Annotated in this window: 17 protein-coding genes; 9 read left to right on the top strand and 8 right to left on the bottom strand. The window is 70.6% G+C overall.

Translation table 11 applies throughout. From position 1 onward, the window contains the following. Positions 1-123 precede the first annotated feature (123 nt). Complete coding sequence (locus tag ACQEV2_RS28530; protein WP_003992873.1) at positions 124-381, bottom strand: WhiB family transcriptional regulator; 258 nt, start codon at positions 379-381, stop codon at positions 124-126. Between the two features lie 319 nt (positions 382-700). Beyond that, entirely contained in the window at positions 701-1669 is a 969-nt protein-coding gene (locus tag ACQEV2_RS28535; protein WP_433047432.1) for a diacylglycerol/lipid kinase family protein, read from the bottom strand. A gap of 557 nt (positions 1670-2226) precedes the next feature. On the opposite strand from ACQEV2_RS28535, the gene ACQEV2_RS28540 reads away from it, so the two are divergent. Continuing rightward, positions 2227-2673 carry a hypothetical protein gene (locus ACQEV2_RS28540; RefSeq protein WP_433047435.1) on the top strand — a complete coding sequence of 149 codons (447 nt, stop codon included), beginning with the start codon at positions 2227-2229 and terminating at the stop codon, positions 2671-2673. Positions 2674-2783: 110 nt separating this feature from the next. Here the strand turns inward: ACQEV2_RS28540 and ACQEV2_RS28545 are convergent, their stop codons facing one another. The 3 genes from ACQEV2_RS28545 to ACQEV2_RS28555 form a co-directional block, all read right to left on the bottom strand. Beyond that, the gene (locus ACQEV2_RS28545; protein WP_433054847.1) at positions 2784-3932 is read right to left on the bottom strand and encodes an RNA polymerase sigma factor SigF; all 1149 of its coding nucleotides are present in this window, start codon (positions 3930-3932) and stop codon (positions 2784-2786) included. Between the two features lie 17 nt (positions 3933-3949). Further along, a complete protein-coding gene (locus ACQEV2_RS28550) occupies positions 3950-4363 on the bottom strand; it encodes an anti-sigma regulatory factor (protein ID WP_004925829.1) in 414 nt (137 codons plus the stop codon). 270 nt (positions 4364-4633) lie between these two features. After that, the gene (locus tag ACQEV2_RS28555; protein ID WP_433047438.1) at positions 4634-4894 is read right to left on the bottom strand and encodes a UBP-type zinc finger domain-containing protein; all 261 of its coding nucleotides are present in this window, start codon (positions 4892-4894) and stop codon (positions 4634-4636) included. A 150-nt stretch (positions 4895-5044) separates the two neighbouring features. Here ACQEV2_RS28555 and ACQEV2_RS28560 point away from each other — a divergent pair, with 150 nt between their 5' ends. Continuing rightward, positions 5045-6640 carry a Na+/H+ antiporter gene (locus tag ACQEV2_RS28560; protein ID WP_433047441.1) on the top strand — a complete coding sequence of 532 codons (1596 nt, stop codon included), beginning with the start codon at positions 5045-5047 and terminating at the stop codon, positions 6638-6640. Positions 6641-6680: 40 nt separating this feature from the next. Here ACQEV2_RS28560 and ACQEV2_RS28565 read toward each other — a convergent pair whose 3' ends face one another. Together ACQEV2_RS28565 and ACQEV2_RS28570 are read right to left on the bottom strand one after the other, a co-directional pair. Next, complete coding sequence (locus ACQEV2_RS28565; RefSeq protein ID WP_433047444.1) at positions 6681-7598, bottom strand: 1-aminocyclopropane-1-carboxylate deaminase/D-cysteine desulfhydrase; 918 nt, start codon at positions 7596-7598, stop codon at positions 6681-6683. A gap of 600 nt (positions 7599-8198) precedes the next feature. Then, complete coding sequence (locus ACQEV2_RS28570; RefSeq protein ID WP_433047447.1) at positions 8199-8789, bottom strand: N-acetylmuramoyl-L-alanine amidase; 591 nt, start codon at positions 8787-8789, stop codon at positions 8199-8201. Positions 8790-9086: 297 nt separating this feature from the next. On the opposite strand from ACQEV2_RS28570, the gene ACQEV2_RS28575 reads away from it, so the two are divergent. The 3 genes from ACQEV2_RS28575 to ACQEV2_RS28585 all read left to right on the top strand — a co-directional run bounded on the left by ACQEV2_RS28575 (position 9087) and on the right by ACQEV2_RS28585 (position 12736). Beyond that, positions 9087-10493: a family 2B encapsulin nanocompartment shell protein gene (locus ACQEV2_RS28575; protein ID WP_433047450.1), complete on the top strand. Its 1407-nt coding sequence runs from the start codon at positions 9087-9089 to the stop codon at positions 10491-10493. Positions 10494-10606: 113 nt separating this feature from the next. Beyond that, complete coding sequence (locus ACQEV2_RS28580) at positions 10607-11692, top strand: family 2 encapsulin nanocompartment cargo protein polyprenyl transferase (RefSeq protein ID WP_433047453.1); 1086 nt, start codon at positions 10607-10609, stop codon at positions 11690-11692. Between the two features lie 435 nt (positions 11693-12127). Continuing rightward, positions 12128-12736, top strand: a complete 609-nt coding sequence (locus ACQEV2_RS28585) for a GNAT family N-acetyltransferase (protein WP_433047456.1) — start codon at positions 12128-12130, stop codon at positions 12734-12736. Between the two features lie 87 nt (positions 12737-12823). Here the strand turns inward: ACQEV2_RS28585 and ACQEV2_RS28590 are convergent, their stop codons facing one another. Then, positions 12824-13414 (bottom strand): TetR/AcrR family transcriptional regulator, encoded by a 591-nt coding sequence (locus tag ACQEV2_RS28590; RefSeq protein WP_433047459.1) that lies wholly within the window; start codon positions 13412-13414, stop codon positions 12824-12826. Between the two features lie 121 nt (positions 13415-13535). Here ACQEV2_RS28590 and ACQEV2_RS28595 point away from each other — a divergent pair, with 121 nt between their 5' ends. The 4 genes from ACQEV2_RS28595 to ACQEV2_RS28610 all read left to right on the top strand — a co-directional run bounded on the left by ACQEV2_RS28595 (position 13536) and on the right by ACQEV2_RS28610 (position 16117). Continuing rightward, on the top strand, positions 13536-14120 hold the full coding sequence (locus tag ACQEV2_RS28595; protein ID WP_433047462.1) for a dihydrofolate reductase family protein: 585 nt from the start codon (positions 13536-13538) through the stop codon (positions 14118-14120). A 26-nt stretch (positions 14121-14146) separates the two neighbouring features. Further along, the gene (locus ACQEV2_RS28600) at positions 14147-14350 is read left to right on the top strand and encodes a hypothetical protein (RefSeq protein ID WP_433047465.1); all 204 of its coding nucleotides are present in this window, start codon (positions 14147-14149) and stop codon (positions 14348-14350) included. 96 nt (positions 14351-14446) lie between these two features. Then, positions 14447-14860, top strand: coding sequence for a YciI family protein (locus ACQEV2_RS28605; RefSeq protein WP_433047468.1), 414 nt, complete (start codon positions 14447-14449; stop codon positions 14858-14860). Between the two features lie 30 nt (positions 14861-14890). Beyond that, positions 14891-16117 (top strand): RNA polymerase sigma factor, encoded by a 1227-nt coding sequence (locus tag ACQEV2_RS28610; protein WP_433047471.1) that lies wholly within the window; start codon positions 14891-14893, stop codon positions 16115-16117. Positions 16118-16120 lie beyond the last annotated feature (3 nt).

Raw genomic sequence — 16120 nt, forward strand, 5'->3', positions numbered from 1 at the left:
TCAACATGCTCGTTGCCAGCATTTGCTGCGCATCGGGGGTACTGCGCGCTGCGGCTCGGGGGCGGGAGATGCGTACTCGCTGTACGCGCCGCCAAGCTCAGGCTGTTTGCGGGGCGGGTGTTGTCAGGCGGAGGCCTGACGGGCCCGGTTGCGGGCGGCGCGGCGCTTCATGGCGCGGCGCTCGTCCTCGCTGAGACCACCCCAGACGCCGGAGTCCTGACCGGACTCGAGCGCCCACTGCAGGCACTGCTCGATAACCGGGCAGCGACGGCAGACGGCCTTGGCTTCCTCGATCTGCAGCAGCGCAGGACCGGTGTTGCCGATGGGGAAGAAGAGCTCGGGGTCTTCCTCGCGGCAAACGGCGTTGTGACGCCAGTCCATGGCTGCTACCTCTCCTTGTATTACTGCTGGGTTGCTTGTGAATGTGAACGCTTTCACGAATCCCTCAACAAGTGAAGGGCCTACCGCCAGGTTCCCTGGCGTGGGTCCTGTGAATTGAAGAGGGGTTCCGGTGATCAGTGGAGGCCGGTGTTGCGGGCCGTCCCGATCGCCACGTAGAGACTCGCAAACCTCAGCGACGGATACAACCCCTTCCGGAAAGTTTTTTTTGATTCCTCGGTGTCGACTAGGTCACAGCCGTACTTCCATGGGGTGGATCCTGGCCTAAACGTTCGAGTGAAAGGACTTTAGCCCTTTCCGCTCACACAATCACACGCAGTGCACGGCGTACGCCTGTGAACGTCACGCTTGTACGCAGCCCTAGGTGGTCGCCGTCCATCTGAAGGGGGAGAGGGACCTTCGAATGCAAGGTGAACTGGTCCAGGTCGTGGAGTGAGGTGGCGTGCTTGCCATGGGGTCCCCGCTCGGGGGACGAAGTGAGCAACTGGGTGCCATACCGGGCAACCGCGGCCGTCGTCATGCGGCTGAGACCGAGTACGTCGAGGCCTTTATCGAACGAGGCTTTAGGCGACGCGTACATCGGGTGATTGCCCAGGAAGGTCCACGGAGAGGTGTTCGAGACTATGGACAGCACCAGGTCGGTCACCGGCTCCGCGTCCGGACGTTCCAGCGTGATCGTGCCGTGTCGCCGGTGCGCCTCGCCGAAGAACTGCCGCAGCGCCTGGCGCACGTAGAGGGCGTGCGTCGACCTTCTGCCACGCTCACGCTGCTGCTCGACCCTGCCGACCACGCCGGCGTCGAAGCCGAGGCCCGCGTTGAAGGTGAACCAGCGTGCGGGGACCGCCTCGTCCTCCGTGCCGGGCGTGCCCGAGGTCAGGCCGAGGCCGACGGTACGTTCGCTGCCCTCGCGCAGGGCGTCCAGCAGGGCGCCGGTCGCCTCCACGGCGTCGTTCGGCAGGCCGAGGGCGCGGGCGAAGACGTTGGTGGAGCCGCCGGGGACCACCGCGAGGCGGGGGAGGTGCTCCGGGGCGGGGCCGTTGTGCAACAGTCCGTTGACGACCTCGTTGACCGTGCCGTCGCCGCCGAGGGCGACCACCAGGTCGACGTCGTCACTGTCCGCCGCCTGCCGGCCCAGGTCGCGTGCGTGGCCGCGGTACTCGGTGGTGACGGCCTCGAGTTTCATCTCGCTGGCGAGCGCATGGATCAGGACATCGCGCGTACGTGCGCTTGTGGTGGTTGCTGCCGGATTGACCACGAGAAGTGCACGCATGACTGGCAGCGTACCTACTGGGGGGTACCGGGCACAGGTCGAGGTGGGGATCCGGTAAGAGATCGGGCGTGAGTCTCGACACGGGGTGACTGCGTCGGCTTGGCCGGGGGTTCTTGTTGCCGGCGGTTTTCTGGTGCCTGCTGCGCTGCAGCGGGCCTGAGTCCGCTGGGGCGCCCCCCTTGTGCTGCACTCCCAGTGGCGCGCCGCCGGCACCGCTCCGCCGGCGGCGCGCACCCCCCGCCAGTGCCATGCATCGCATTCGCCACCGTCGCACCCGGCCGCCCAGCGCCGCGGACCCGCATCCGCCACCGTCGGCCCCGGTGGCCCAGCGCCATGCGCCGCAGCCCGCCACCGTCGCACCCCGCCACGGTCGCACCCGGCCACCCAGCGCCACGCACCCGCACCCGTCGGGCCCGGCCGCCCAGCGCCACGCACCCGCACCCCGCCACCATCGCCCCCGCCCGGCCCAGCCCCCCAGCCGCACCCGGCAACCCGCGAGCTGGTGCTGGGCAGCCTCGGCTGGGGAAGTCGGTGGTGTCGAGGGCTACCCTTCAGGGGTGACCAAGGAGCAGACCCCCACCACCCCCGAAACCGCCGGTCCGCGCCCGCGCCGGCTGACGTATGCGGCGGCGCTCACCGCGCTGGAAGGGCTGGCGCTGGCTGTCGGGGGGCTCTGGGTGCTCGTGCTGGGGCTTGCCGGGGAGCCGGACGACCGGCAGCAGGCCGTCACGCTCGGCGTGACGCTGGTCGCCCTCGCCCTGCTGCCCTTGCTCGCCGCGCGGGGGCTGTTCGCTCTGCGGAGCTGGAGCCGGGGGCCGTCCGTCATCACGCAGATCATGGCCCTGCCGGTGGCCTACAGCCTGTTGCAGGCCGACAGCATGGCCATTCCGGCGGGGATCGCGATCGCCGTGGTCGCGATCGCCACGCTCGTGCTCCTGATCAACCCGGCGACTACCCAGGCCCTCGGGATCCGGGGGCCTGGCAGCGCACAGGACCAGAAGTAGTCGGGCCAGAAGCAGGCCGGGCCGTAGGTAGTCGGACTAGAAGCAGGTCGGGCCAGATGTAGTCATCGGTATCTGGTCATCGGTTCTCGGTGACCGTTCCGAAGAAGCCGTCACTCCTCCACCAGCAGCTTCTCCCGCAGCTGCGCCAGCGTGCGCGCCAGCAGCCGGGAGACGTGCATCTGGGAGATGCCGACCTCCTGCGCGATCTGCGACTGGGTCATGTTGCCGAAGAACCGCAGCAGCAGGATCCGCTTCTCGCGCGGCGGGAGGTCTTCCAGCAGCGGCTTGAGCGACTCCCGGTACTCGACGCCCTCCAGCGCCTCGTCCTCCGCGCCGAGGGTGTCCGCGACCGCCGGGGACTCGTCGTCCGTGTCGGGGACGTCCAGGGACAGCGTGGAGTACGCGTTGGCGGACTCCAGGCCCTCCAGGACCTCCTCCTCCGAGATCGCCAGCTTCTCGGCGAGCTCGTGGACCGTGGGGGAGCGGCCGTGCTGCTGGGACAGCTCGGCCGTGGCCGTCGTAAGAGCCAGGCGCAGCTCCTGGAGGCGCCGGGGCACCCGCACCGCCCAGCCCTTGTCGCGGAAGTGCCGCTTGATCTCGCCGACGACCGTCGGGGTCGCGTACGTCGAGAACTCGACGCCGCGGTCCGGGTCGAAGCGGTCGACCGACTTGATCAGGCCGATGGTGGCGACCTGGGTGAGGTCGTCGAGCGGCTCGCCGCGGTTGCGGAAGCGGCGCGCGAGGTGTTCGACGAGCGGCAGGTGCATCCGGACCAGCTGGTTGCGCAGCTCCGCGTACTCGGCGCTGCCCTCCTTCAGCGTGCGCAGCTCGATGAACATGGCGCGCGCCCCGCTGCGGTCCTGAGGTTCGTGGTGCGTGGCCTGCGCGCTGTGCGTGGCCTGCGCGCTGTGCGCGCCCATCGCCTCGTCCTCGGCGTTTCGCTCGTGCTCGCTCATCGTCCCGCCCGTCGCCCTCTCCCGAGCCCTCGCCCCCACGCGGACAGGGGAGACCCCGATCCGCCCACCCGGAAGCGCGCCCTGCACGGCACCCTCGTCCTCCCGGCCGTCGCCGAGGAAGCCGGCCTCCACCGCGTCGTCCTCCGGGTGCGGCCGGGCCTGCTCGGGAATGCCGTCGATGCCGTCTGCCATGCGTCGGGATCCGCTCGGACCGCTCGGGCCCGCCCCCAGGCTCTCGGCTCCGCCCGAGCAGGGGGGAGTGCTCTCCGGCAGCTCCCGTGTGCCGCGCTCTTCGTCCCGCACCGGCCCGTCCCCGTTCCTCACGCCGGCCCGGGTCCCGCGCCGCGCTGTTTGTAGAGGCTGATCGAAACGGTTTTGTCCTCGTCCACGGCGGAGGAGACCTTGCCCGCGAGGGCGGACAGGACGGTCCAGGCGAAGGTGTCCCTGGAGGGGGCGTGGCCGTCCGTGGTCGGGGCCGAGACGGTGACCTCGAGCGAGTCGTCGACGAGCCGGAAGACACAGCTGAGCACCGAGCCGGGCACGGCCTGCTGGAGCAGGATCGCGCAGGCCTCGTCGACCGCGATGCGCAGGTCCTCGATCTCGTCGAGGGTGAAGTCCAAACGGGCGGCGAGGCCGGCAGTCGCCGTACGCAGCACCGACAGGTAGGCACCCGCAGCCGGCAGCCGGACTTCCACGAAGTCCTGGGTCGCGGGCTCGCCTGCGATCTGGGACACCCTCACCTCCAAGGTGGTACAAGCTTCTCGGGGCCGAGGGTCGCCCCCCGGGGTAACGCGATGTGTGGTTCAGCGGTGACGCTATCGCGCTCTGAACTTTCCTGTCCCAAGGACCCCAACCCCTTGCTGTCACTCATAGTAAACACACGGATACGCTCCGTGGCTAGGGGGTCTGCGGGCCCAATTGGGAAGAGCGCGCGCCGGTTTGACGTACCCAGGCGTCAGACGGTCGAACCGTCCGGATCCCCAGTCGTCCAGCGTACGTCGGCGTCACACCAGTACGTGGTCGACGAAGCACCAGCGCCAGCGCTCGCCAGGTTCGAACGTCCGCATGATCGGATGCCCGGACTGTTTGTGGTGCTCCGTGGCGTGCCGTCCCGGCGAGGAGTCGCAGCAGCCGACATGACCGCAGGTGAGGCACAACCGCAGCTGCACCGGATGCGCTCCGTCCGCCAGGCACTCCGGACAGGTGTCGCTGAGCGGACCGGGTTCCGGGTGCGGCAGCGCGTCGGCGTGCGTGCACTGTTTCATGATTGCCAGGTTACGACGGCCGCGCGCAGGGCCGCGCGGAAAATCGAGGGCGGGCCACGGCGACGATGATCGACGACGGGCGAAGACCATGAACGGGTCGCCTGCCGGGCGGCGCGGACTCGGGCGAGTGGGGATGGGTGGGCGAGACGTATGGACGTGATGCCGCTTCTGTTGCTGGTGGCGGGGAGCGCTGCCGTTGCCGCGGCCGCGCGGCGGACGCCCGTGCCGGCGCCGCTGCTGCTCGTCGCGGCCGGGCTCGCGGTCTCGTACGTACCGGGTGTGCCCGAGTACACGCTCGACCCGCACATCGTCCTGCCGCTGGTGCTGCCTCCGCTGCTGCACAGCGCGGCGACGGACAGCTCGTATCTCGATCTGCGGGCGCAACTGCGCCCCGTGATGCTGCTGTCCGTCGGCTACGTCCTCTTCGCGACCTTCACCGTCGGCTGGGTCGCGTACATGGTCGTCCCGGGGCTGCCGCTGACCGCGGCGCTGGTGCTCGGGGCGGTGGTGGCGCCGCCGGACGCGGTCGCGGCGACGGCGGTCGCGCGCCGGGTGGGGCTGCCGTCCCGGATCACCACGATCCTGCAGGGCGAGTCCCTGGTGAACGACGCCACCGCGATCACCGCCTACCGGGTCGCCCTCGCGGCCGCCGTCGGTGAGGGCGCCACCTGGGCCGGCGGCATCGGCGAGTTCCTGCTCGCCGCGGTCGGCGGTATCGGCATGGGGCTGGTGCTGATGGTGCCGATCCACTGGCTGCGCACGCACCTCAAGGAGGCGCTGCTGCAGAACACGCTCTCCCTGCTGATCCCGTTCGTCGCCTACGCCGCCGCCGAGCAGGTGCACGCCTCCGGAGTGCTGGCGGTCGTGGTCGTCGCGCTGTTCCTGGGGCACCGCGCGTGGGAGGTCGACTTCGCCACCCGGCTCCAGGAGGAGGCGGTGTGGAAGATGGTCACGTTCGTGCTGGAGTCGGCGGTGTTCGCGCTGATCGGACTGCAACTGCCAGTGGTCCTCAAGGGCCTTGGCGAGTACGAGGGCGGCCCCGCCGCCGGATACGCGATCGCCGTGTTCGCCGTGGTCGTCGTCTCACGCTTCGTATGGGTCTACCCGGCGACCTTCCTGCCGCCCCTGCTGTCGACGCGGATCCGCGAGCGCGAGGCGGACCTCACCTGGAAGGGCCCGTTCGTCATCTCCTGGGCCGGTATGAGAGGCGTGGTGTCCCTGGCCATCGCCTTCTCGATCCCGCTCACGGTGCACGGCGGCGAGCCGTTCCCCGAGCGCAACCTGATCCTCTTCCTCACCTTCACGACGGTCATCGGCACGCTGGTCGTGCAGGGCCTCACGCTGCCGCCGCTGGTCCGCCTGCTGAAACTCCCCGGCCGCGACCCGCAGGCCGAGACCCTCGCCGAGGCGAACGCCCAGGCGCAGGCCTCCCGGGCCGCCGAACAACGCCTGGAGGAACTCCTCTCCGACGAACGCAACGCCCTTCCCGACCCCCTCGCCGACCGCCTGCGAGCGGTCCTGGAACGCCGCCGCAACTCCGTCTGGGAACGCCTGGGCCAGGCCAACCCCGTCACCGGCGAGTCCGTCGACGACACCTACCGGCGCCTGTCCCGCGAGGTGATCGGCGTCGAGCGTGCGGTGTTCGTGAAGCTGCGGGACGGTCGCTATATCGACGACGAGATGTTGCGGACGCTGCTGCGACGGCTGGACCTGGAGGAGGCGGCGGCATACAGGGAGGCCGGGTGAGACCGCCCTCCAACAGGCCGTCCGACCACCCCTCGCGCACTCATCGGTCCGTGAGAGGAGCTCCGGTCACGACGGCTGCGACCGTACCCCCGCGCGGAAGGACACCCTCCTCGGCCAAGGCGACAAGCCCATACAGCAACTTGGCGACATAGAGACGTTCGACGGGCACCCCGTGCCGCCCCTCGAAGTCCTCGGCGAACGCATGAAGTTCAGGAGTCGTACGGCCGTACCCCCCGAAGTGGAACCGCTCGTCCAACCGCCAATCACCCCGCGGCCCACCGAAGGCATCCACCTGCAGTGCCCGTACGTCGTCGGCCAGGAAGCCACCCTTGAGGACAGGTATGCCCAGGGCCCGCTGCCCGGGGCCGATCCCCGCGGCGAGCCCCGCCAACGTCCCACCAGTCCCACAAGCAACCGCAACCACATCGGCCCGCCCCCGCAGCTCCTCGCCGAGCGCCCGGCATCCCCGTACGGCAAGGCCGTTGCTGCCGCCTTCCGGGACGACGTACGCCCCCTCCGCACCCGCCGCTCGCAGAACGGCCGCCAGAGTCTCCGGCTCGGCCTTGCGGCGATACGTCGACCTGTCCACGAAATGCAGCCGCATGCCGTCGGCCACGCACCGCGCCAGCGACGGGTTGAGGGGCCGCTCTGCCAGCTCCTGACCCCGCACCACGCCGACCGTGGGCAGGCCGAGGAGGCGGCCCGCGGCGGCGGTGGCGCGCAGGTGGTTGGAGTAGGCGCCGCCGAAGGTGACGACCGTACGACCGGCCGCGGCCGCGAGGTTCGGCGCGAGCTTGCGCCACTTGTTGCCGATCAGTTCCGGGTGGATCAGGTCGTCGCGCTTGACCAGCAGCCGCACACCACATCGCGCGAACCGCTCGTCCGCGAGCTCCTGCAACGGAGAGGGGAGCCGGGGGCGGAGAGCGGCGAGATCGGGCACGGCGTCGGGGCTGGTCACGAGGCCATTGTCGCCCGCCGGCCGCCTGCTTGCGGCTTTCCCGGCGTGGGGGCTGGGCGGGGGTGGGTGCGCAGCCCGGCGCGACGGGCTGCCGCTGCGCCCACCCGTGCCGCCCCAGCGGCACGACTGCCCGCAGCTAGGCAGGCTGGCAGCGACCTGCGGCTGGGTGGGGTGGGCGTGACGGCCCGCGGCTACGTGGGCTGTGGCGGACCGCGGCTAGGCCGGCGTGACGGGCCGCGGTCAGGCTCGCTCGGCAGCCCGTGGGGGGAATGCGCGTACCCCTACGGGCCTGCAGTCGCGTACGGCGGGAAGGGGACGTGTCGGGGGGTGTCCGCCCGCAGTGGCCGGCGTCAACACGCAGTACCTCCTGGCTTAAGTCCGGCCGCCGGTCCGAGGACGGACACCCCCCGGCGCGGCCCCGACCCACCCACCGGCCCGTAGGCGCTACGCGCACCCCCACCCCACCCGCACAGGCGCCGCAGGCATCAACGCGCACCCCCACCACCCGCACGGACAACCGCACGCACCCCCGGCCCAACCGCCGGAGGCATGCCGCAGGCACCCCCGCCCAACCGCCGGAGGCACCCGCAGGGACCCTCCCTACTGCAACCGCTCCCGAATCCGCCCCCGCATCCACGCCATGGTGAACCCCCGCGGATCCACTTTCCCCGGCTGCCACTCCAGATGCCCGATCACCGACCGCTCCGTCCAGCCGTGGTGGCGGCAGACCGCCGCGGAGACCCGTTCGATCGCCTCCAGTTGGGGCTCGGGCCACGGATCCTGGCCGTCGCCGAGGTTCTCGCACTCGAAGCCGTAGAAGTGGCGGTTGCCGTCGGTGTTGGCCTCGTTGTCGGGCGGCAGGGTCGTCTCCGCGATGACGGCGCGCAGGACGTCGTCGTCGCCCAGCCCGGCATGGTTGGCGCGGCCGTAGCCGACGAGATGGACCCTGCCGTCCTTCGTGATGACGCCGTGGCACAGCGGACCCGGCAGCCCGGCGTAGCCGTCGCGGCAGAGCTGGACCGTGTGCTCGCTGCCCTCGGTCACCGTGTGATGGATCATCACGCCATGGACGGGGCCCCACGGGCCCACATGGTTGCGGTTGTGGTGCTCCCAGTCGCCGACTTCGACGACCGTGGCGCCCTCCGCCCGCAGTCTTTCCAGAAACCTGCTCGCGGACATGGGTGAGGCCATGACCGCCTCCTTCGTCGGACAAGTCGGACAGGACAGTGCGACAAGACGGTGCGAACAAGACGGTGCGACAAACCGTGCTGCAAAACCTGCGGGAAACCCTGCGGCAGACCCTGTACCAAACCCCGTGCCACACCCCGCGAGTGGACAAGGGCCCACTAATTGCCCAGCAGCCCGTGATCCATTCCCGCTCTTTCGGGTAATAGCACAGACACACACCGTGATGGAAGGCTCTGTCATGCAGATCGTGATGCGGGGCGCCAGATCGGCGCCGGGGCATGACCGGGAGGGCAATTCCTTATGTCGGTAGGCGAAGAGGTCCGCACGGAGCAGGTCAAGCCGCAGCAGAGTCTCGGCACTGCGGCCGCGCGGAACCTGGCCACCACGACCAAGTCCGTACCCCAGATGCAGGAGATCAGCTCCCGCTGGCTGCTGCGCACGCTGCCATGGGTGGACATCCAGGGCGGCACCTACCGAGTGAACCGACGGCTGACGTACGCCGTCGGTGACGGCCGCATGACATTCGTGAAGACCGGCGACAGTGTCGAGGTCGTCCCCGCCGAACTGGCCGAACTGCCGGCGCTGCGGTCGTACGAGGACGAAGAGGTGCTCTCGGAACTCGCCCGGCGCTGCGAGCAGCGAGAGGTGGCCGCCGGTGAGGTGATCGCCTCGTTCGGCAGCCCGACCGACAAGGTCTACCTGCTCGCGCACGGCAAGGTCGAGAAGATCGGCACGGGCCCGTACGGCGACGACGCGGTCCTCGGAGTCCTCGCCGACGGCGCCTACTTCGGCGATCACGCGCTGCTCGACGGCGAGCCCATCTGGGAGTACACGGCCCGCGCGCTCACCGCCTGCACGGTGCTCGTCCTCTCCCGTCAGGACCTCGACCAGATCGCCGAGCGCTCCGACGGTCTGCGCGAGCACCTCGAGCAGCGCCGCTCCATCCCCGAACAGCGCACCAACAAGTACGGCGAGAAGGAGATCGACCTCGCCGCCGGTCACACCGGCGAGCCGGACATCCCGCACACCTTCGTCGACTACGAGGCAAGGCCCCGTGAGTACGAACTGAGCGTCGCCCAGACCGTGCTGCGCATCCACACGCGCGTGGCCGACCTCTACAACCAGCCGATGAACCAGACCGAGCAGCAGCTCCGGCTGACGGTCGAGGCGCTGAAGGAGCGCCAGGAGCACGAGCTCATCAACAACCGCGACTTCGGTCTGCTCCACAACTGTGAGTACGACCAGCGGATCCAGCCGCACAACGGCGTGCCGAGCCCGGACGACATGGACGAACTGCTCTGCCGGCGCCGCGGCACCAAGCTCTTCCTGGCCCACCCGCGCGCGATCGCCGCCTTCGGCCGTGAGCTCAACCAGCGCGGACTGGTCCCGGAGACCATCGACATCGGCGGCAACCGCATCCCCACCTGGCGCGGTGTGCCGATCTTCCCGTGCAACAAGATCCCGGTCACCGAGGCGCGTACGTCCTCGATCATCGCCATGCGTACCGGCGAGGAGGACCAGGGCGTCATCGGCCTGCGGGCCACCGGCATCCCGGACGAGATCGAGCCGAGCCTGTCCTGCCGGTTCATGGGCATCAACGAACAGGCCATCATCAAGTACCTGGTGACGGCCTACTACTCGGCCGCGGTCCTGGTGCCGGACGCCCTCGGTGTGCTGGAGAACGTCGAAATCGGGCGCTGGGGGTGACGTTTCCGCACCTGGACGCCGTGTCTGCGGCCGTCGGGGCGGGTACATCCCGGTCGTATGCGCCCAGCCGCAGCGGAAGCGCCACCGTCCGCGGACTCTCCGAGAGGGATGCCATGGCCGAGTTGACGACGCGAACGACGTGGCGTTCCATCGTGACCGGCCCGTTCGACGGCCCCGAAGCGGTGGTGATCCTGGAGCGCGCCCGGGCCTCGGTCGACCCCGAACTACGCGCCACCGTCGAGTCGTTGCCCCGTTCCATGCGCCGGATCGCGCGCTACCACTTCGGCTGGGAGCACGCGGACGGCACCCCGGCGGCGGGCAACGCGGGCAAGGCGATCCGTCCGGCGCTCGTCCTCACCGCGGCCGCCGCGCTCGGCGGGCCGGGGGCGCGGGCGGCGGCCGTACCGGCGGCCGTGGCGGTGGAACTGGTGCACAACTTCACGCTGTTGCACGACGACGTGATGGACCGGGACACCACGCGCCGGCACCGGCCCACCGCGTGGACCGTGTTCGGTGACGCCGACGCGATCCTCGCGGGGGACGCCCTCGAGGCGCTGGCCCTGCAGTTGCTCGCCGAGGACCCGCACCCGGCGTCCGCGGCGGCCGCCGCCCGGCTCGCGGCGTGTGTCGTCGAGCTGTGCGCCGGGCAGCATGCCGACACGGCGATGGAGAAGCGGGGGCCCGGCGACGTCGGACTCGACGAGGTGCTTGCCATGGCCGAGGCCAAGACGGGTGCCCTGCTGGGGTGTGCCTGCGCCCTCGGCGCGCTGTACGCGGGTGCGGCGGACGAGGACGTGGCGGCGCTGGACGCGTTCGGCCGTGAGGCCGGGCTCGCCTTCCAGCTCATCGACGACGTGATCGGCATATGGGGCGACCCGAGCCACACCGGCAAACCGGCCGGTGCGGACCTCGCCGCCCGCAAGAAGTCCCTTCCGGTCGTCGCCGCGCTGGCCTCCGGCGGTCCGGCGGCGGCGGAACTGACCGCGCTGTACGAAGTGCCTTACGACAAGGAGGACGAGGAGAGCGTTGCGCGGATCGCGCTCGCCGTGGAGCGGGCGGGCGGACGCGACTGGGCGCAGGCTCAGGCCGCCGACCGGATGGCCCGCGCCATGCAGGAACTGGCCCGCGCGGTCCCTGACCCGGAGGAGGCGGGCGGACTCCTGGCCTTGGCGGAGTTCGTGACGCGACGCAGCAACTGAAGGCAACGGCAGTGACGGCGGCGGTGCCCAAGGCGACGGCAGCCGACGGCAGCACGACCCGACACCACAGCAGCCGACGGCAGCACGGCCCGAGTTCGCAGCGGCCAACGGCTCAATGGCTTGAGGTTGCCGCAGCCGACAGCTGTACAACTCAAGGCCGCGGCAGCCGATGGCCGCACGACCAAGGCTCCCGCGGCCGACGGTCGTCCAGACCCCGGAGCCGCGGGGCCGTACGGTTCCTGACCCCGTACGGCCGGCGAGGGCTCCGGACCGGCGGGTCCCGCACATCCCCACGGTGTGCGGGGCCCGTCCCTGTGTACCGGCCCGCGCACCGGTCGGATCGCGACAAACTGGTTCCGCGGAAGGCGCGCACGCCCCACGCACGCGCCAATCCCCCTACGATCAAGGCAGGTTGACACGAAGGGGCGGGTACACATGGGCGTGGCGATCCGGACGGCGGGCGAGGGCGACCGGGAGCTGGTGATCGGGCTGCTGGACGCGGCCTTCCAGGACGACCCGGTCAGCGGCTGGGTGTTCCCGGGTGAGGAACACCGCCGTACCACGCACCCCCGGCTCATGGCCGCCTTCACCGACATCGTGCTCGCGGACGGCCGCATCGACCTCACCGTGGACGGCACGGCCTGCGCCCTGTGGCTGTCCATCCCCGCCCAGGACCACGGACTCGACCCCGAACACGCCGACGACGAAGGCCCCGCCCGGCTGCGCGCCGAGATCGACCCGGACAACGAGCGCGTCGAGCAGATCGCTCGACTGACGGCCGCCATCCACCCCTCCGGCCGCGCTCACGAGTACCTGTGGATGATCGCCGTCGCCCCCGGGCACCAGGGCCAGGGCCTCGGCGCCGCGCTCATCACCTCGGTCCTCGACCGCTGCGACCAGGACGGCCTGCCCGCCTACCTGGAGGCCAGCAACGCCCGCAGCCGGCAGCTGTACGAGCGCCTCGGCTTCGAGCTCAAGGGCCGTCCCCTCGACCTCCCGGACGGCCCCCGGATGTGGCCGATGTGGCGCGAGCCGCGCGGCTGAGCCGCACCCGGGCACCCTGACCTGCTCCGCAGACGTAATCGCTGACCTGCTCCACAGACCCAGTCGTCCTCCGGCGCAATCGCCGACCTACGCCTCCGGCACGATCCTCCCCGCGATCCGCTCGACCAGACCGTCCGGCACGCCGACCCCGGGCAGCACGCCGTCCAGTACCTCCGGCAGCGTCAGGTGCTCCAGGAGCAGCCCGAGCATGGCGAGATAGAGCACGACGACGACCTCGTCGCCGCCGGGCAGCCCGGCGTTCCGGTGGAACTCCATGCCCTCCTCCAGGTCGCCACGCACCGACTTGGTGAAGGAGGAGCGCAGTTCGGGGCGCCGGTTGGCCTCCAGGCGCATCTCCAGCAGGGCCAGATAGCCCGTTCGGTCGCGGGTCGCGCGGGCCATCAGGTCGTGCATGAAGGCGGTGACCAGGGAGCGGTCCTTCGGCCGAGTCATCAGCTCGGCGATCACCTCCGGATCGGGCGCGAGCCGGACGTGCAGCCGGGTGTCGATCTGCCGGAACAGGTCGTCGCGCCCGGTGAAGTAGTTGGAGGCGGTGCCGACCGGCACCCCGGCCTCGGCGTCCACCGCTCGGAACGTCAGCCCGCGCGCCCCCTCGCGGGCGAGTACCTCGATGCCCGCATCGATGAGGGCGGCCCGGCGCTCCGGATTGCCCGCCATTCGGAATCCCCACTCCCACTTGCATCCGATCCGAAAATGCCCTTGCAACCACTACAAGCGAAGTACTACAACTGAAGCACTACAACCGAAGTGGTTGACCAGCCTACGGAAAGAGACCGGCTTGCGAAAGCTCACGTACTTCATCGCCTGCTCCCTCGACGGCTTCATCGGGGACCAGGCCGGCGACGCCTCGTCGATGTTCCGTTTCGTCGATGAGGAGTTCCTCGAGTTCCTCAAGACGACGTACCCGGAGACCGTGTCGACCCCCGGCCGTCGCGCCCTCGGTTTCGACGACCTGGAGAACAGGCGGTTCGACACGATCATTCAGGGCCGGGCCAGCTACGACGTGGCCCTGAAGGAGGGCATCACCAGCCCGTACGCCCATATGCGCCAGTACGTAGCCTCGCGCACCCTCACGGAGTCGCCCGACCCGCAGGTCGAGATCGTCAGGGACGACCTGGTCGGCACGGTCCGCGAACTCAAGGCGGAAGACGGCGAGTTGGGCATCTACCTGTGCGGCGGCTCGCAGCTCGCGGGAGCGCTGTTCGACGAGATCGACGAGCTCGTCATCAAGTCGTACCCGATCGTGTACGGCACGGGTATGCCGATGTTCGGCTCGGACTTCGCCATTACGGAGTTCACCCTGGACGAGGTGCGCGCGTTCGGCAACGGCGCCGTCGTTCGTACGTACAGCAGGAAGCGCTGACGCCCCACCCGCCCTACTCTGAGGACATGGCCAGCGATGAGCACGCCTGTCCCAAGTGCGGACAGCCCGTGGAGACGGTCGTCAAGCGTCACAAGACGCTCGGCGCGTGGGTCCCGGTGTGGGTGGCCGGCCCCTGTCGCAACCCGAAGTGCGAGGCGTACGCCGAGGACGGCGCCGAGCATGCAGAGCAGCAGGAGCAGCGCGACACACCCACCACGAAAAACTCCTGAACCCCCTGTCGAGAATCCCGGCCCGGCTCCGACGTCCCCTGTGAGAGCCGCCCACCGAGGGTGGCCCGAGCCGACGGAAACCGAAGGAGCGGACTGATGAAGTACCTGGTCATGGTGCAGGGCACGCAGGCGGACTACGAGGCGATGCGCGGCAAGGCGTCCGAGCACTCCGCGGCCTGGAGCCAGGAGGATATCCAGGCGATGTACGCCTACATGCAGTCCATCAACGACGATCTCGCCGAGACCGGCGAGATGATCGACGGGCAGGGCCTGGCCGAGCCCGCGAAGGTCCGGCACGTCACGCTGGGCCAGGACGGCAAGGCGGTGATCACCGACGGGCCGTACAGCGAGACCAAGGAGCTGCTGGCCGGCTACTGGGTGCTGGACTGCGCGAGCCTGGAGCGGGTCACCGAGATCGCCGAGCGCGTCGCCCGCTGCCCCCAGCCCCCCGGGACGCCCGTGTACCCGGTGGTGATCCGGCCCATCCTGGACGGCGCCGGTGACATCTGAGCCGTACACCGGCAGACAACCGAGCCGTCCATGAGCGCCACACCCGACACCGAGGACCTGCTGCGCCGTCACGCGCCGCAGGTCCTCGGCGCGCTGGTCAGACGGCACGGCCACTTCGACACCGCTGAGGAGGCCGTACAGGAGGCCCTGCTCGCCGCGGCCGAGCAGTGGCCGCGCACCGGCGTCCCGGACAACCCGCGCGGCTGGCTGATCAAGGTCGCCGCACGCCGGCTGACCGACGCCCTGCGCGCGGAGGCGTCCCGTCGGGCCCGGGAGGAGAAGGTCGCGGCGCTCACGCCACGGGACGCCTTCACGGCCCCGCCACCAGGAGCGGACCGTGCTCCCCGCGAGGACGACACCCTCACGCTCCTCTTCCTGTGCTGCCACCCGGACCTGACCCCGCCCGCCCAGATCGCCCTCACCCTGCGCGCCGTCGGCGGTCTGACCACGGCGGAGATCGCCCGCGCCTATCTGGTACCCGAGGCGACGATGGCCCAGCGCATCAGCCGGGCCAAGCAGAAGGTCCGCGGTGTGCGCTTCGGGCGCCCCGACCACTGGGAGGACCGGCTGCCCGCGGTCCTCCAGACCCTGTACCTGATCTTCAACGAGGGCTACACGGCGACCTCGGGCGCGAGCCTGATGCGGCGGGACCTCGCGGGGGATGCGATCCGGCTGACCCGGGAGGTCCACCGCCTGCTCCCCGACGCCGGTGAGGTGGCCGGCCTCCTCGCCCTGATGCTGCTCACCGACGCCCGCCGCGACGCGCGCACCGGCCCGCACGGGGAACTCGTCCCCCTCGACGAACAGGACCGCGACCGCTGGGACAAGGCCGCGATCGAGGAGGGCGTCGCCCTGGTCACCCGGGCGCTCGCGAAAGGTCCTGCGGGCCCGTACCAGCTGCGCGCGGCCATCGCGGCCGTCCACGACGAGGCGCCCTCCGCGCAGGCGACCGACTGGCAGGAGATCCTCGGCCTCTACGACGTCCTCGTCCGCCTCGTTCCCGGCCCTGTCGAGCGCCTCAACCGCGCGGTCGCCGTCGCCATGGTGCGGGGACCGCGTGCGGGACTGGCCGAACTGGCCGCGCTGGAGGACGAATTGGGTGCGGGGCACCGCCTGGACGCGGTCCGCGGCCACCTCCTGGAGCGGGCCGGCGCGCGTGCCGAGGCCCGCGCCGCCTACGAGTCCGCGGCCGCCAAGACCCTGAGCCTGCCGGAACAGCGCTATTTGCACGCGCGGGCGGCACGGCTGAGGTCATAGCGT

This window comes from Streptomyces sp. CA-251387, assembly GCF_050936625.1.
Classification (GTDB): Bacteria; Actinomycetota; Actinomycetes; order Streptomycetales; family Streptomycetaceae; genus Streptomyces.